This window comes from Spirulina sp. CS-785/01, from assembly GCF_028330525.1.
Taxonomy (GTDB): Bacteria; Cyanobacteriota; Cyanobacteriia; order Cyanobacteriales; family Spirulinaceae; genus JAQMSD01.
This window is the reverse complement of sequence record NZ_JAQMSD010000259.1, coordinates 1-15100: the sequence shown is the minus strand read 5'-3', so window position 1 is coordinate 15100 and position 15100 is coordinate 1. Positions and strand designations below refer to the sequence as shown.

Here is a 15100-nt window from a genome sequence, read left to right as displayed (position 1 = left end):
AATGGCAGCATTCCAGTCTCTATCTAGGGTGAACCCACATTGACAAACATGAGTCCGAGTCGATAGAGATTTTTTGACAATTGCGCCACAGTTAGAGCATTGTTGGCTGGTATGAGCAGGGTTAACAGCAATTGTCACCTTGCCAAACTTACCCCCAAAATACTCTAACCACTTCCTGAATTGATACCAACCTGCATCATTAATCGACCACATCCAGTAGATAATCGTTCAGTAACAGAAAATTGGCTATGACTGCATTGGTTGGGGGTGTGTTGCAGTTGGCGATAAAATTCGTTCATCAGGACGGCGGTGGGGGTGTCGAGGATTTTCCAGAGGGTGGCCACTAAACTGGCTGTCCCGGCGGCGAAAAAGGCGCGAGATAGCCCCACGACTCCATCTCCGGTGATCGGGGTGGTTTGTAGGACTATTGAACAAGGCGGTTTGCATGGATGCAATTCGGTGGATGCTTGCAATAGAGAGGGGAGGAATGGGCGTGCTGGCTAAACGCTAATTTTCTTGGTCATAGTCTGCCCTCACTGACAGGGTTGTCTAATTGTTGCCAAATATCCTGCGATCGCGCATAATAGTCCAACGCCAAAGAATAATTCCTGAACAGAGGTTTCACTCAAGATAATTCCGGCAGGATTCATACCAATCTACCTTTAAAACCCCTCTACCTTTAAAACCCCTCTACCTTCTGCCCTCTGCCTTTAAAACCCCTCTGCCTTCGGATACTGGATACTGATTACTCCTATAACCTATGAAACAAAAATTACTGGTGACTGGTGCAAGTGGTTTTCTCGGTTGGACATTGTGCCAAGTCGCCCAACCCTATTGGCAAATTTATGGAACTTATGCAACCCATGGGGCCAAAATTCCGGGGGTTTCACAGGTGAAAGCTGATCTACAAGATCTTCCCAGTTTGCGACACCTTTTGACAGAGATTAAACCCGATGCCATTATCCATTTAGCGGCCTTATCTCGCCCCAATTATTGCCAAACTCATCCCCAGGAGAGTTATAACATTAATGTGTTGGGATCGTGTGCGATCGCGGATTATTGTGCCACAGTGAAGATTCCCTGCGTTTTTACCTCCACTGATCTAGTGTTTGATGGCACAAACCCCCCTTATCGTGAAACCTCTCCTCCTTCTCCTGTGAGTCTTTATGGGGAACATAAGCTACTGGCCGAGGAGGGGATGTTACAACGGTATCCGCAAACGGCGATTTGTCGAATGCCGCTTATGTTTGGTGAAGCGTCTCCCACGTCTTACAGTTTCTTGCAACCGTTTTTACAACAATTTCGGGAGGGGCAAGCCTTACGCTTATTTTATGATGAGTACCGAATGCCTGTGAGTGCGACAACGGCAGCTAGGGGGTTATTGTTGGCCTTGGAAAAGGTACAGGGTTATGTCCATTTGGGGGGAAAAGAAAGACTCTCCCGTTATGAGTTTGGGGAGTTGATGGCGGAGGTGTTTCATTTATCGAGGGAACAAATTACCCGATGTTCCCAAAAAGATGTCCCGATGGCGGCCCCCCGTCCGGCTGATCTCTCCATGGATAGTTCTCTGGCGTTTGGGTTAGGGTATAATCCGCCCTCGGTGAAGGCCGCTTTAATGGAGTTACGGGGGAAAGTTTGAGTTTTCCCTCTGGAAGAAAACGTTAAATTCCGGTAGGATGAAGGAAACCTATGATAACGACTGTCCAAAAAGTATTTTTGATTTAATTATGAGTATGGGAGTGTTTGCATCCTTTAAGGCGATGACAACAGGCTCAACTCTCGCCCCTGAGAAGGCAGGGAAAGTTGTCCAAAAACCCTATCCGAATTTTAAGGTGATTGTGCTGAATGATGATTTTAATACCTTTCAGCACGTGGCGGAATGTTTACTCAAGTATATTCCGGGTATGACGAGCGATCGCGCTTGGGAGTTAACCAACCAAGTCCATTTTGAAGGTCAGGCCATCGTCTGGGTTGGCCCCCAAGAACCCGCCGAGTTGTATCACCAACAGTTAAGTCGGGCCGGGTTAACCATGGCCCCCCTAGAAGCCGCATGAGCATAAACTAATGGGAAATTATTCATCTAATGGCCGCCTTGTCTGGAATCATTCCACCCATATTCCGGGGGTGATTCCAGTGTTAGAACGACTGGTGGAAGTCGAAGGCATTACGACTGTCACCCCAGGGGTTCTCAGTCGAGCGAGGGGCCATAGTCCCAAGCTCAAATTGCGGGTGTCGGTCCCCATTCGTGGCGGCCATAAGGTGATAGCTCGTTATGGGAAGTCGGTGCAGGAGGTGTTTGTGGTGACAGAGTTGGAACGAGGAGCTTTAGAGGATGCGATCGCAAGTTGTTTATAATTGGGTAATGAGTAATGGGTAACGGGTAATGGGTAATTACTTTAAGTCTAATAATCCCTGCTCTTTCTTCTTAGGATTAAAGCGAATTTCCATCTGTACATTGCGCTGTTCTAACTTCGCTAAGACTTCCGCCTCTAGGCGACGAGCGACTTTTTTAAATAACTTCATTTGTCCAAGCTCATCACATTTCTGATAACTTTCTTTTTCTTCCTCCGTCATTATTGGTTTGGCATCAATGGGCTCATGCCATTGGGAAAACGCCTCACCATTTCCCGCAGGAGTCGCCCCATTTTCAGCAATCCAAGCCTCTTTAATTTCCTCTAAAATTGTCCGGCTTGGTCGTTCAATAGTCTTAACTTTAACCCAATAACAGTAGTCCGGTTGGCGGACTAAATGCTGTTTTAAACTGGTATAAATATCTCTAGAATAATCCACCAATTGGAGTGTTCTCTGCTCATCAAAAATGGCATAAACCCCAATCTTTCTTTGTAACTCACTCGGAATTTCTCCTGCGTCTAAATAAGGAAGAAAAGTTAAGTCTTGAAGATTCGGCGTTTCAGGAGTATCAGTCATTAGTCTATATCTCATTAGTCTATATCTCTCGAATAAGAGTCAAGGGGGAAAAGTGAAGACAATCTAAAGATTAAACCATAAAAACCCATGGTTATCATAAGAGAAGCGGAGAAGCGGAAAAATAGGCCAGTGGGAGTTTGTAATAAACTTTAATATTAGCCCGTCCTGGTCCAACTCTTTGTACAATCAAAAAAACTGTAATAGGATGAGCGCGTGTGATTGAAACTTTAGCAACTTTAGGTGACTTTTCTCGGACGTACTGTGGTGCAATTTGTGCCGTATTAATTCCCTTAAACTTACTGATCACCTTATACACCCTGGGGAGTGTGATTATGCAACGGCCACCGATACAAACCTTCTGGAGTGCCAGTTGTGCCAGTCTGACTACCCTAATTCTCTTTTTCCATGTCTCCAGTTGGTTTTGGGTGGGAGTTGTCACCCCGGTCACGTTTATTTTATTGGGATTAGGAACAACTTGTCTAACGGTGAATTGGACGGTGGTGGGATGGCGGTATCGTCTCCAGTTTAGCGGGTCCCAATGGGGATAGTTTGATCGGGATGTCCCCGATTGGGGGGAAGATAGGGAACGGTTTGGGACTCACAGCGTTCACAAACTGCGGTCTGACGGGACTCAACTGTGTTTTGCACCCGCAGTAAGACAGTGGAGGAGATAGCAGAAACGGCCAACACCCCAAAAAGTAGAAGCACCTTATAAAGGATTTTGTCATGCAGCATAACTCGCGTCAGATTCTCGGTTGGAGGCATGGGAGTAAGGGGAAAACTCGACAATCTTAGTATCCGCGAGGTGAGGGGGATTTTCCGTGATAGTTCTCTGGGAGACGGGTGACAGTTTCAGCGCGATCGCGTGATAAAAATAAACTCGACTCGGTGACGACTAGCGAAAGAATGGAGTGAGAGAGATCACTAATTCAATGAACAATGAACAATAAACAATAAATAATCTCCCCCCCCAACTCCCTCATCTCCCAACTCCCAACTCCCAACTCCCAACTCCCAACTCCCGACTCCCAACTCCCAACTCCCAACTCCCAACTCCCATCCCGCAATATGCCAAAATAAGAGAAACTTGCCGTATTCTGTGACTGTCCTTTATGAAGTTTTTGAGCCATATTCTGACACCCAAATCCCAAAAAGCTACCCCCAGTACACGGGGACTTCCCCCCTTGCGTCGCTCCCATCGAGGGGTTGAACTCAAATCGGAACAGGAAGTGGAAACCATGCGACAATCGGGGAAAATTGTCGCCACCGTCTTGAAAGAAATTGCCGAACGGGTGCAACCAGGAATGACCACCCTAGAGTTAGATGAATATGCGGAGAAGCGGATTCGAGAACTAGGGGCCACTCCTAGCTTTAAAGGATATTATGGCTTTCCTGGCTCAATTTGTATCTGTTTGAATAACGAAGTCGTTCACGGGATTCCCAGTCCGAAAAAAGTGATCCGGGAGGGGGATTTACTCAAAGTAGATACAGGAGCGTATCAAAATGGGTATCATGGCGACTCTTGTATTACTATTCCAGTGGGCCGGGTGAGTGCTGAGGTGGAACAGTTGACCCAAGTAGCGGAAGCTGCCTTATATCAAGGCATTGCACAAGTTAAAGCGGGGAATCGACTGATGGATATTGCCGGAGCAATTGAAGATTGTGTGAAAGCATCGGGATATGCGGTGGTAGAAGAATATACGGGTCATGGGGTCGGACGGAATCTCCATGAACATCCGGCTGTATTTCATTTTCGCACCCATGAATTAACCAATCATGTGTTAAAACCGGGTATGACGTTGGCCATTGAACCGATTGTCAATCAAGGATCACGGTTTACTCGGACGTTGCGCGATCGCTGGACTGTTGTCACCACAGATAATAAACTGTCTGCCCAATTTGAACATACAGTGTTAGTCACCGAAACAGGATATGAAATCCTCACCGACCGCACCAAAATTTCATAAAGCCATCCGAGAAAATCCCGAAAAATACCAGTTCTCACTCGGATAAAAACTTGTTATAACGGCCTCAAAAGCCCCTAAATTTAAATTAACAAAAGTTAAAAAAAAAGGAAAATTTGTCTGATTGATTTCCATTACTCTGTAACAATGTGTTAACCGTGTTTTCCCATCCCTCGATGCTCCTTCCCCTAGTTCAGCAGCATTGCGCGAACTTAGGTCTAGATTCCACCATTCAGGACCTCTATCTGGACAACTTTCAGGTGGACTGGACGTGCCAAAGTCGGCAAGTCGCCAAAGAATTTGAGCGCAACCCGTCTCATCCGGGGGTTATCCTCCTACGGGATGATAAGTTTATGGGGATGATTTCCCGTCAACGGTTTTGGGAGTTAATGGGGCGGCCTTATAGTTTAGAACTGTTTTCTAAGCGGCCCCTCAAAAGTTTGTATGAGTTTGTGCGGCGAGATATTTTCCATTTACCCGGCCAAATTTCCATCGTCAATGCTGCTCGTCAATCCCTCGAAAGACCGTTAGAATTACTCACAGAACCCGTTGTGGTTGAAGTTAACCCCCAAGAGTATCGGCTTTTGGATGTTCATCAATTGTTGGTGGCCCAGGCCCATATCCACCAATTAGCCACCCATTTATTACGGGAATCTTCCCAAAAATTAGAGCAGGCCAATGAGGAATTAGAGCGTTTGGCCGCCTTAGATGGATTGACGGAGATTCCCAACCGTCGTCGCTTTAATAACTACTTACAGAATTTATGGTATCCTTTGGCCTGTTCTCAGTCTCCCTTAACCCTCCTGTTAGCCGATGTGGACTTTTTTAAAAGCTACAATGACTATTATGGTCATTTAGCCGGAGATGACTGTCTGCGTCAAGTGGCCAAAACTTTACAAGACACGATTCAAAGTCCAGAGAGTTTAGTGGCCCGTTATGGGGGAGAAGAATTTGTCGTGGTGTTACCCCATTGTGAACAGGAAAAGGGGTGTCAACTGGCCCAACAAATTCGCACAGATATCCGCCAACTGAAAATTCCCCATCATCCCTCCTCAGTGAGTTCTTATGTTACCGTGAGTATTGGCGGAGCGAGTTTTATCCCTGACTTAGAGAAGCCCCCCCAAATGTTAATCAAAGCCACTGATGAAGCCTTGTATCGGGCGAAGCAATCTGGGCGCGATCGTTATGTTTTTGAACCGTCTTTTCCCATTAACAATTAACAATTACCCATTACCCATTACCCCTCCAACCAATTTTCTAAAAAGCCTGATAACCACTGTTCTCCCTCCTTTTGATGACGGGAGTATTTTTCCTGTTGTTCGTGACGGGGTTGGGCCCCTGGTAACGCTAACATTTCCGCCCCTACTGTTGTCCAGCGATCGACAATTTGCTCTGTCACCTCTGGGTGAAACTGAATGCCATAGGTTTTTGTCTCATAGCGAAACGCCTGATTGACAAACGTTTCTCCCCTTGCCAACTGCACCGTATCCCTAGGTAACTCAAACCCCTCTTGATGCCACTGATACACCCAGTCTGGCATCTGAAACTCCTCCGTTACCCCCTCAATGGGATAATAGCCAATTTCCGTCTGTCCTTCCGGGTGGGAAAACACTTCGGCCCCCAACACCCTCGCCAATAATTGGGCCCCTAAACAAATACCTAATAAGGGAGTATCCGAAGCAATAACTCTCCCCATCCAATCTAACTCTGCCCGAATAAAAGGCAAATGTTCATCATTGGCACTCATCGGCCCCCCAAACACCACCACCCCCCGATAGTCGGCGACATTTTCCGGGAGAGACTCCCCCAAGGCCGGGCATAACCGTTGTACTCTATACCCTTTGTGTTGCAGGAGTTGCCCTATTCGTCCGGGATCAGAGGTTTCTTGATGCACAATAGCTAGTACAGTATTTTCCGATTGAGTCATCTTTATAGTAATCAGTAATCAGTCAACAGTAAGCAATCATATCAAATCCAATTAATCCTTTATTAATTATTAATGGTTAGGGGGTGTTGGGTTACGCTACGCTTCACCCAACCGACAATCTACTAATACAATTATCAATTATAGAACAGCTAAATTTTTACATTTTTAATTTTCTATTTGGTCTATTAACCCGTTTTAACGGGTTTTAGCTATTAGCCTTGGGGTTTAACCCAAGGCATATTGGTTACAAAAAAAACAAGGGGAGACCCCCCTTGTCTGAACAGACTGAAATTAACGCACTAGGCCATCCACTCAGTGTGGAAAAATTCACCTCTGGGTTTATCCGTGCGTTCGTAAGTATGGGCCCCGAAGTAGTCTCGTTGCGCTTGGGTGAGGTTTTGGGGTAGGCGATCGCGCCGATAACTGTCAAAATAATCTAACGAGGCACTAAAGGCCGGAACCGCTACCCCCGTCTGATTCGCCGTCACCAGCACATCACGCCAAGCCCCTTGACGGTCGAGAATCGTCTGTTTAAACTCCGGTGCAAGTAAGAGATTAGGCAGTTTCGGATTCTCATTAAAAGCATTCTTGATCTTATCCAAGAACCCAGCCCGAATAATACAACCGCCTTTCCAAATCCGGGCATCTTCCGCTAAATTTAACCCGTAATCGTAATGATCCGAGGCTTTCCCCAATAACGCCATTCCTTGGGCATAGGAACACATTTTCGAGCAGTATAAAGCATCCCGTACCTTATTAATGAAGTCCTGAGTATCCCCAGTAAAATCCGTCGTCGTCGGGGTTAACTGCTTCGAGGCCGTCACTCGTTCCTCTTTATACGCAGACATCACCCGGCCATTCACCGCCGCAAAAATCGTGGGAATTGGCACACCTAACTCTAACGCACTGATCACCGTCCAGCGACCCGTCCCCTTTTGGCCAGCCGCATCCAGAATATAATCGATCAAATGCTCATTGGTTTCCTGGTCGATATATTTGAAGATATCCGCCGTAATTTCAATGAGGAACGAGTTTAACTCCTCCGTCTCATTCCATTGACTGAACACCTCATGCAACTGCTGGTTATTCAAGCCTAAACAATATTTCAGCAAGTCATAGGCTTCCGCAATGAGTTCCATATCCCCATACTCAATGCCATTGTGAACCATTTTCACATAATGACCTGCACCCCCGCGGCCAATGTAGGTCACACAGGGGCCATCGTCCACTTGAGCGGCGATTTTCGTCAAAATGGGTTCAAGTTCCTGATAGGCCGCTGCTGTCCCTCCAGGCATCAAACTGGGACCGTGGAGCGCACCTTCTTCACCCCCACTGACTCCCATTCCCACAAAACCGAGGTTAACAGCTTCTAAGTCTTGGGTGCGACGTTCGGTATCTTCATAGAGAGAGTTCCCCCCGTCGATGATCATATCCCCTTCTTCGAGGAGAGGTTTTAATTGTTCGATCACCGCATCCACAGGTTTCCCCGCTTTCACCATTACTAAGATTTTGCGAGGCCGTTCTAGAATTTTGACGAATTCTTCGAGGGAATAGGCCGCTTTGACATCTTTCCCTTTCGCACGGGTTTCCATGAATTGTTCTGTTTTGCTGGCCGTGCGGTTATAGACAGCAATGGGAAACCCCCGACTTTCCACATTCAGGGCTAAATTTTCTCCCATTACCGCTAAACCAATTACGCCAAAAGTTCGCTTAGTCATAAATACTCTATTTCCTCTTGAATGGACAGATCGTGTTTTCGTTGACTCTAGTTGTAAGTCTTGTTTTTATGATGGGGTATTCTCCCGACAATCTGCATGAGAATCATTTTTTAGGGTAGCCCGAACTGTCTAAATTGGTCTGAGAATTAAATGAAAAGTCAAGGAATTGAGATTTTTTTGCTAATTTTTGGCGATTCAGGTTAAATTTTTCTAAAATTTTAGGGGTTTAGGTTAATTTGACGTTATAAGTCCTCAATCTCGTAATCTTTTCCCATCTTTTGATCAGAACAAAATGCAGTATTGGATACGTTTTGACGGTGAGAGGTCTGTTATCTTTTACCTCTTGTGCAAGTCTATAGGGAGTTTTTGTCCATGAAACGGCGTAATTTTGTGTTAACGCTGGCGGTTGCGGTATCGTTAGGGTTAGGCGCGATCGCAGGGTGCGGGAGTAACGAGACAACCGGGAGTGAGGATGGGGAAAAAGTCCTCGTCATGGCCACCTCTGCAGACTATCCCCCCTATGAATTCTACGAGACGGCCCGGGGAGAAGGTGAACCTGTGGGGTTTGATATTGATATTGCCCAATATATTACTGAAGAATTGGGGTATGAGTTAGAAATTAATGATATGGACTTTAATGGTATTATTCCAGCGTTACAGTCCAATCGTGCGGATTTTGCCATGGCCGGGATGACACCGACAGAGGAACGCGAAGAAAGTGTAGATTTCTCTGAGGTGTATTATGAAGCAACGAATACTATTATCGCTAATAAAGGGTCAGGATATGACACTTTTGCGGATTTAGCGGGGAAAACGGTAGGCGTTCAGTTAGGATCAACGCAACAAGAAACGGCTCAAGAAAAGGCGGAGGAAATTGGTGATATTACCCTAGAACCTCGTAATAAGGTGAGCGAAATTGTTCAAGAAATTAAAGCCGGTCGTATTGATGCCGCTATTGTTGAGGATACGGTGGCCAAAGGGTACATTCAAAATAATCCCGATTTAGAGTTTCTCCCTATTAAGGATCAAGAGGCTGCCGGGTCTGCCATTGCCTTTCCCAAGGACTCGGAATTAGTAGAAGAATTTAACGCCGTTTTAGCGGAAATGAAAGAAAATGGAGAAATGGAGAAATTAATCACAAAATGGTTTGAGGAATATTATGCAAACCAAGGAGCAGAGGAAGGAGCAGAATAAAATTCAATGATCACCCTATTGAATACCAGTTTAGACCGTTTTTCTGATACTTTTCTCTTAGCCCAAATGAATCTTGACTTTTCGCGCATTATGCCCTCTCTTGGCTTCATTTTGGGGGGGATTGTTGTGACGTTACAGTTTACGTTTTTATCGGCAATTTTGGGCTTTTTTTGGGGAACAATTTTAGCCCTATTTAAAATATCAAAGTTTAAGCCTCTATACTGGTTTGGGATGGCTTATACCTCGATTTTTCGAGGGACCCCCTTACTGGTAACATTATCGCTCTTTTACTTTGCCACCCCCCAGTTAACCGGCTATGATATTTCTGGGTTTCAAGCGGGAGTTATTACCTTTTCGCTCAATTCTGGGGCCTATGTTTCCGAGGTAATTCGAGCCGGTATTTTAGCGGTAGATCGAGGACAACAAGAAGCAGCCCTGTCCTTGGGAGTCCGCTATAAACCGATGATGTTGGATATTATTTTACCCCAAGCGATTAAGAATATTTTACCTGCCTTGGTGAATGAAAGTATTGCTCTCTTAAAAGATTCTACATTAGTTTCGACCATTGGCGCACAAGACTTATTAAGACGAGCGCAAATTGTGGGAGCAGAAAAGTATGTTTATTTTGAACCCTTACTCATTGTGGCAGTAATTTATTATGTCATGGTCATGGTGTTAACGTTGGCCGCAAATTATCTAGAATTTCAATTACGCAAGAGTGGTTAAATGATGCAACCTCAAGAGCAAGCAACCCCCCCCGCAATTCAAGTGGATCGCCTTTATAAATCTTTTGGTAGTTTAAAGGTATTGCGAGAAATTACCACAGAAATTTATAAAGGAGAAGTCGTCGCAGTCATTGGCCCCTCTGGGTGCGGGAAATCGACCTTTTTGCGTTGTTTAAATCTCCTCGAAATGCCCACCTCTGGCAAAATTTATATTAATGGGGAAGAAATCACCAATCCCAATACCGATGCGATGCGCATTCGGCAAAACGTGGGGATGGTGTTTCAACATTTCCATCTGTTCCCTCACATGACAGTGTTAAATAATATTGCCTATGCTCCCATGAAAGTGAAAAAAGTGGCCAAGGAGGAAGCTAGGGAGCAAGCAAGAGACTTATTAGGAAAAGTGGGACTTGGGGAGAAAGCAGATACTTATCCTTCTCGTTTATCGGGAGGCCAAAAACAACGGGTTGCGATCGCGCGAGCGTTAGCCATGAATCCCGATGTTATGCTATTCGATGAACCCACCTCGGCCTTAGACCCAGAAATGGTAAAAGAGGTATTAGAGGTCATGAAAGCAGTATCAGACACCGGGATGACAATGGCCGTCGTGACTCACGAAATGGGGTTTGCACGGGAAGTCGCGGATCGAATTTTCTTCCTTGATGGAGGGAAAATTGCTGAAGATGCTCCCCCTAGTGAATTTTTTACCGCACCAAAAAGCGATCGCGCCAAACAATTCCTCGAAAAAATGTTATAAATCATCAAATTCCCAATCTGATCCCCTTACTCCCTCCCCCACTACAATGAGCTTCTAATTTCATTGGGAATTGCGTCTGACCAATGGGTTTAAACCCAAGGCTCAGTCTGGTGGGTAAAGCATAGCATATGGGGAGAGGGGGTGAGGGGTTAAAGATCAACTACACTAAAATTAAAGCAATACTGGACTTGGGGACTTATTATGATCTCTACTCTCAGCCAACACCAATATACAGTCGATGAATATTTAACCCAAGAAACCCAATCGGAGGAACGCCATGAGTATCTTAATGGAGAAATTACCCCTATGACAGGCGGTACACCCAACCATAATCAAATTAACCTGAATTTGGCAGGGTCATTAAATTTTGCCTTGCGACGACAACCCTATCAAGTCTTTATCACAGATCAACGTCTGTGGATTCCAGAACCGAAGATTTATACTTATCCTGATGTCATGGTCGTTCGTCAACCCTTGGAATTGCACACCGGACGCAATGATACCATCACCAATCCCCTGATGATAGCAGAAGTCTTATCCCAATCCACTCGCAGTTACGATAAAGACCGTAAATTCAAAGCGTATCGCACCATTGACAGTTTTCAAGAATATTTACTCATTGACCAATATCAAGCTCACGTAGAACATTATACGAAAACCGAGGAACAGGCTTGGCTATTTCGGGAGTATGATGGCTTAGAAGCCACAGTCTCATTACAGGCATTGGAATTTACCCTTCAATTAGCCGATTTATACGATAAGGTAGAGTTTCCCACCGAGGAAAGGGAAACAGCACAACCAGAGCAAGATTAAAATGTAAGCATGAGATCAATTGCTGCCATTCCCTCAAAATGCTGAAACAACACCTCTGGTCACTCTTCTTCCCCCTAACCGTCTCAATACTCCTAACCGCCTTTCCCTCACCCCAACAAGGCGCACAGGCCCAACCCCAACCCAATCGTCCTACGCTCCGTATGGGCAGTCAAGGGGAAGCCGTCCAAGAATTACAAGCAGCTTTAAAATTACTCGGTTTTTACACCGATGAAGTCACCGGACTTTATACCGAAAGCACCATTATCGCCGTTTCTCGCTTTCAAGAAGCCGCCAATTTACCTGTAAATGGTATTGTAGAACCCACCACCTGGGCCAAACTATTCCCCACCGAAGTGGCCAGTGAACCCGTCTCCCCCCCAGAAACCTCCGAAACCCTCGTCACCGAACAACCCGAAGACCCCCCCCCAACCTCCTCCGAGGAAGAAACCCCAGAAACAACTGAAACATCCCCAGAAGACCCCCCCGAAGACCCAGAACCCAATTATATCCCCGTCCTGCGTTTAGGAATGGAAGGTCGATCAGTACGTCGCTTACAAACCCGTTTACAAGAATTGGGGATTTTATCGGGGACGGTGGATGGTATTTTTGGGGAGAAAACCTTAGAAGCAGTGCGAGAATTCCAGAGACGGTCTAATTTAACAGTGGATGGGGTTGTTGGTCCGGCCACTTGGGACGCATTATCCCCTTAGATCAAGACTGATTTCCCCGCCCTATGAGACAATAACCCTAGAAAAGTCTGCATAGGTTTTGAGGAGGTTGGCCTTGGCGCAACAAAGTACACCCAGAGACTGGAGTTGGCCCTTTTGGCCAGTTGTTCCCCTCTACCCCTACGGGAAACGACGCACTCTCCGTCAAGAAGTCCTCCCCGATACCCTCTGGACATTTGACCAACTCCAGGGCATCTTTTATGTCACCGTTCCCGTCCGCATGACTGTGGTACGGTTAGAGGAGGGTGGCCTATTGGTTTATGCCCCCGTGGCCCCCACTCCGGAATGTGTGCGGTTGATGCGGGAGTTGGAGGAGAAACACGGGGAAGTGAAAGTCATTGTCCTCCCCACTGTATCAGGAATTGAGCATAAAGTCTTTGTGGGACCCTTTGCCCGCAAGTTTCCCCAAGCACAAGTTTATATTGCCCCCAACCAGTGGAGTTTTCCCCTTAACTTACCCCTCAGTTGGCTAGGGTTTCCCCGTAAACGCACCCATATTTTGTCCCCAGATACGCCGAATGTACCCTATGGGGATCAATTTGAGTATGCCATTTTAGGGCCAGTGAAGTTGGGGTTAGGGCCTTTTGAAGAAGTGGCCCTTTTTCATAAACCCTCTCAAAGTTTACTGGTGACAGATACGGTGGTGTCTATCCCTGCAACCCCTCCGGATATCCTACAACTTGATCCCTATCCGCTTTTGTTTTATGCCAAAGATGACACCTTTGCACCTATGGAGGATACTCCCGAAAACCGTCAACGGGGGTGGGAAAGAATCGCTCTCTTTTCCATGTATTTTCGCCCCAGTGCTGTGGAAATTGTCGATTTGATTGATTCGATCAAACAATCTTTTCATGCCCCAGATCGCTCGAAAAAAGCCTATTTTGGCGTTTATCCTTTTAAATGGACACAACGGGATCAACTCTCGTTTGAATCTCTGCGTCGGGGGGGACGGTTGTTGGTTGCCCCTATTTTACAGAAGTTAATTCTCGGTCGGGCGAAACAAGAGACGTTACAATGGGTGGAACGGGTGGCCGGGTGGCCGTTTCAGCGTATTGTACCGTGCCATTTAACTTCTCCTATTCTGGCTACTCCAGAGGAGTTTCGGCAAGCCTTTGCTTTTTTAATGAAGGAGTCGTCGTTACCGGAGGCCGATTTAGCTTTGTTACAAGCGTTAGAGGAGAGTTTTAGTCAGCGAGGAATTTTATAAGATGCCTTGGTTTCCCTTGGATCAGTATATTTGGGATTTTTGGTTTGCTTGGTGGGCCGAGGAGTTACATTTATTTTATTTACAGGCTTCTCCTGCTGATTGTGATTATAACCCGGAACGGCGGCATAATTGTTCGGCGGTGGGTCATGCTCGGTTAACTGCTTGGGGATGGCAAGAGGTGAGTCGAGAGGGGCCGGTTTTTGCGCGGAGTGAGGGGGATAGATGGGATAATTTGTCGATTTGGACGGGGAGTATTATTGAGCATCCGGTGACGGGGGTGTATTATTTGTTTTATACGGGGAGACGGTGGGATGATGCGTTGGTTTGGACGGCTCATGAATTGCAGCGATCGCAAAATATTGGTTTAGCTACCTCCCCCAATTTAACCCACTGGCAACGCTACAGAGACACCCCCATTTTACCCAATCCTGGCACCCCCTTTGAGGGGGTCGCTTGGCGCGATCCTTACGTGATACAAGGGGAAGATGGGTTATTTTATGCCTTCATCTCCACCCGCTTAAAGGAGAGTGCTTTTGATGCAGGAGGGGCAATTGCCTATCAAGTCTCGGATACCCTAGAAGCATGGCCCAATCCTCCTAAGATTTTGGTCGCCTCAGAAGAATTTTATCAGATGGAAGTCCCGCAGGTCTTCTGGCGGAGATTTGGCAACCAGAAGCGATTATACTTACTATTCTGTTTACAACAGGGAGACTGTTCCCAACAACGCTATCATCAACAAGGGGAAGCCAACTGTCAGACAGGAACATATTACTTATATTCCGATTTAGTCCCCTTAGACTATCCCGACTTCCCCTTATGCAAGTCTCCCGCAAAATTGCTGGCATCGGGGTTATATGCGGGGAAATTACTCAACCCTGAAACCGCAGAAACCCCCCTCTTTTTCGCCTTCCATTGGTCCAATGCTGCGGGACAATTTGCCAATGGTCTCTGCGACCCGCTACAGTGCGAATTTAAGGAGGATGGGACGTTGGTGTTATCGCCCAGCCCTGTCAAGGTGAGAAATTGTAGAACGAGACACCGTTGTTTCAGACACTTGTGAGAGACATTTTCTCCCCCTCTCCCAAGGTTGGGAGAGGGGGTTGGGGGGTGAGGGCGACTCCAAACCGCCATATCTCGTT

At 46.3% G+C, this 15100-nt stretch carries 18 protein-coding genes and 1 pseudogene; 13 read left to right on the top strand and 6 right to left on the bottom strand.

The annotated features are described in order from the left end of the window. A pseudogene (locus PN462_RS17015) lies at window positions 1-207 on the bottom strand (zinc ribbon domain-containing protein); the annotation flags it as partial. Continuing rightward, window positions 165-455, bottom strand: coding sequence for a CHAT domain-containing protein (locus PN462_RS17010; protein WP_272130017.1), 291 nt, complete (start codon window positions 453-455; stop codon window positions 165-167). The gene PN462_RS17010 and the pseudogene PN462_RS17015, both read right to left, overlap by 43 nt. Window positions 456-760: 305 nt before the next feature. Between PN462_RS17010 and PN462_RS17005 the strand changes: the two genes are divergently transcribed. From PN462_RS17005 to PN462_RS16995, 3 genes are all read left to right on the top strand, one after another. Beyond that, window positions 761-1639 carry an SDR family oxidoreductase gene (locus tag PN462_RS17005; RefSeq protein ID WP_272130014.1) on the top strand — a complete coding sequence of 293 codons (879 nt, stop codon included), beginning with the start codon at window positions 761-763 and terminating at the stop codon, window positions 1637-1639. Window positions 1640-1733: 94 nt separating this feature from the next. Then, a complete protein-coding gene (gene clpS, locus PN462_RS17000; RefSeq protein ID WP_443029200.1) occupies window positions 1734-2054 on the top strand; it encodes an ATP-dependent Clp protease adapter ClpS in 321 nt (106 codons plus the stop codon). Window positions 2055-2064: 10 nt separating this feature from the next. After that, complete coding sequence (locus PN462_RS16995; RefSeq protein WP_272130012.1) at window positions 2065-2355, top strand: DUF2103 domain-containing protein; 291 nt, start codon at window positions 2065-2067, stop codon at window positions 2353-2355. A 36-nt stretch (window positions 2356-2391) separates the two neighbouring features. Here PN462_RS16995 and PN462_RS16990 read toward each other — a convergent pair whose 3' ends face one another. Beyond that, window positions 2392-2928, bottom strand: a complete 537-nt coding sequence (locus PN462_RS16990; protein WP_272130011.1) for a GIY-YIG nuclease family protein — start codon at window positions 2926-2928, stop codon at window positions 2392-2394. A 215-nt stretch (window positions 2929-3143) separates the two neighbouring features. On the opposite strand from PN462_RS16990, the gene PN462_RS16985 reads away from it, so the two are divergent. Next, complete coding sequence (locus PN462_RS16985; RefSeq protein ID WP_272130010.1) at window positions 3144-3476, top strand: hypothetical protein; 333 nt, start codon at window positions 3144-3146, stop codon at window positions 3474-3476. Here PN462_RS16985 and PN462_RS16980 read toward each other — a convergent pair. Continuing rightward, a complete protein-coding gene (locus tag PN462_RS16980; RefSeq protein WP_272130009.1) occupies window positions 3454-3663 on the bottom strand; it encodes a hypothetical protein in 210 nt (69 codons plus the stop codon). The genes PN462_RS16985 and PN462_RS16980 overlap by 23 nt on opposite strands. A 377-nt stretch (window positions 3664-4040) precedes the next feature. On the opposite strand from PN462_RS16980, the gene map reads away from it, so the two are divergent. Continuing rightward, a complete protein-coding gene (map, locus tag PN462_RS16975) occupies window positions 4041-4895 on the top strand; it encodes a type I methionyl aminopeptidase (protein ID WP_272130008.1) in 855 nt (284 codons plus the stop codon). Between the two features lie 155 nt (window positions 4896-5050). Then, complete coding sequence (locus tag PN462_RS16970; protein WP_272130007.1) at window positions 5051-6112, top strand: GGDEF domain-containing protein; 1062 nt, start codon at window positions 5051-5053, stop codon at window positions 6110-6112. A 17-nt stretch (window positions 6113-6129) separates the two neighbouring features. Here the strand turns inward: PN462_RS16970 and PN462_RS16965 are convergent, their stop codons facing one another. Beyond that, window positions 6130-6819 carry a glutamine amidotransferase-related protein gene (locus tag PN462_RS16965; protein WP_272130006.1) on the bottom strand — a complete coding sequence of 230 codons (690 nt, stop codon included), beginning with the start codon at window positions 6817-6819 and terminating at the stop codon, window positions 6130-6132. Between the two features lie 299 nt (window positions 6820-7118). Beyond that, window positions 7119-8537 carry a decarboxylating NADP(+)-dependent phosphogluconate dehydrogenase gene (gene gnd, locus PN462_RS16960; protein ID WP_272130005.1) on the bottom strand — a complete coding sequence of 473 codons (1419 nt, stop codon included), beginning with the start codon at window positions 8535-8537 and terminating at the stop codon, window positions 7119-7121. A 372-nt stretch (window positions 8538-8909) separates the two neighbouring features. Here gnd and PN462_RS16955 point away from each other — a divergent pair, with 372 nt between their 5' ends. The 7 genes from PN462_RS16955 to PN462_RS16925 all read left to right on the top strand — a co-directional run bounded on the left by PN462_RS16955 (window position 8910) and on the right by PN462_RS16925 (window position 15021). After that, a complete protein-coding gene (locus PN462_RS16955) occupies window positions 8910-9731 on the top strand; it encodes a transporter substrate-binding domain-containing protein (RefSeq protein ID WP_272130004.1) in 822 nt (273 codons plus the stop codon). 6 nt (window positions 9732-9737) lie between these two features. Then, window positions 9738-10457 (top strand): amino acid ABC transporter permease, encoded by a 720-nt coding sequence (locus PN462_RS16950; protein ID WP_272130003.1) that lies wholly within the window; start codon window positions 9738-9740, stop codon window positions 10455-10457. Window positions 10458-10460: 3 nt separating this feature from the next. Continuing rightward, window positions 10461-11213: an amino acid ABC transporter ATP-binding protein gene (locus PN462_RS16945; protein ID WP_272130016.1), complete on the top strand. Its 753-nt coding sequence runs from the start codon at window positions 10461-10463 to the stop codon at window positions 11211-11213. 201 nt (window positions 11214-11414) lie between these two features. Further along, on the top strand, window positions 11415-12026 hold the full coding sequence (locus PN462_RS16940; RefSeq protein ID WP_272130002.1) for a Uma2 family endonuclease: 612 nt from the start codon (window positions 11415-11417) through the stop codon (window positions 12024-12026). A gap of 38 nt (window positions 12027-12064) precedes the next feature. After that, window positions 12065-12736, top strand: a complete 672-nt coding sequence (locus tag PN462_RS16935) for a peptidoglycan-binding domain-containing protein (RefSeq protein ID WP_272130001.1) — start codon at window positions 12065-12067, stop codon at window positions 12734-12736. 73 nt (window positions 12737-12809) lie between these two features. Beyond that, window positions 12810-13961: a DUF4336 domain-containing protein gene (locus PN462_RS16930; RefSeq protein ID WP_272130000.1), complete on the top strand. Its 1152-nt coding sequence runs from the start codon at window positions 12810-12812 to the stop codon at window positions 13959-13961. Between the two features lies 1 nt (window position 13962). Further along, window positions 13963-15021 (top strand): hypothetical protein, encoded by a 1059-nt coding sequence (locus PN462_RS16925; protein ID WP_272129999.1) that lies wholly within the window; start codon window positions 13963-13965, stop codon window positions 15019-15021. Window positions 15022-15100 lie beyond the last annotated feature (79 nt).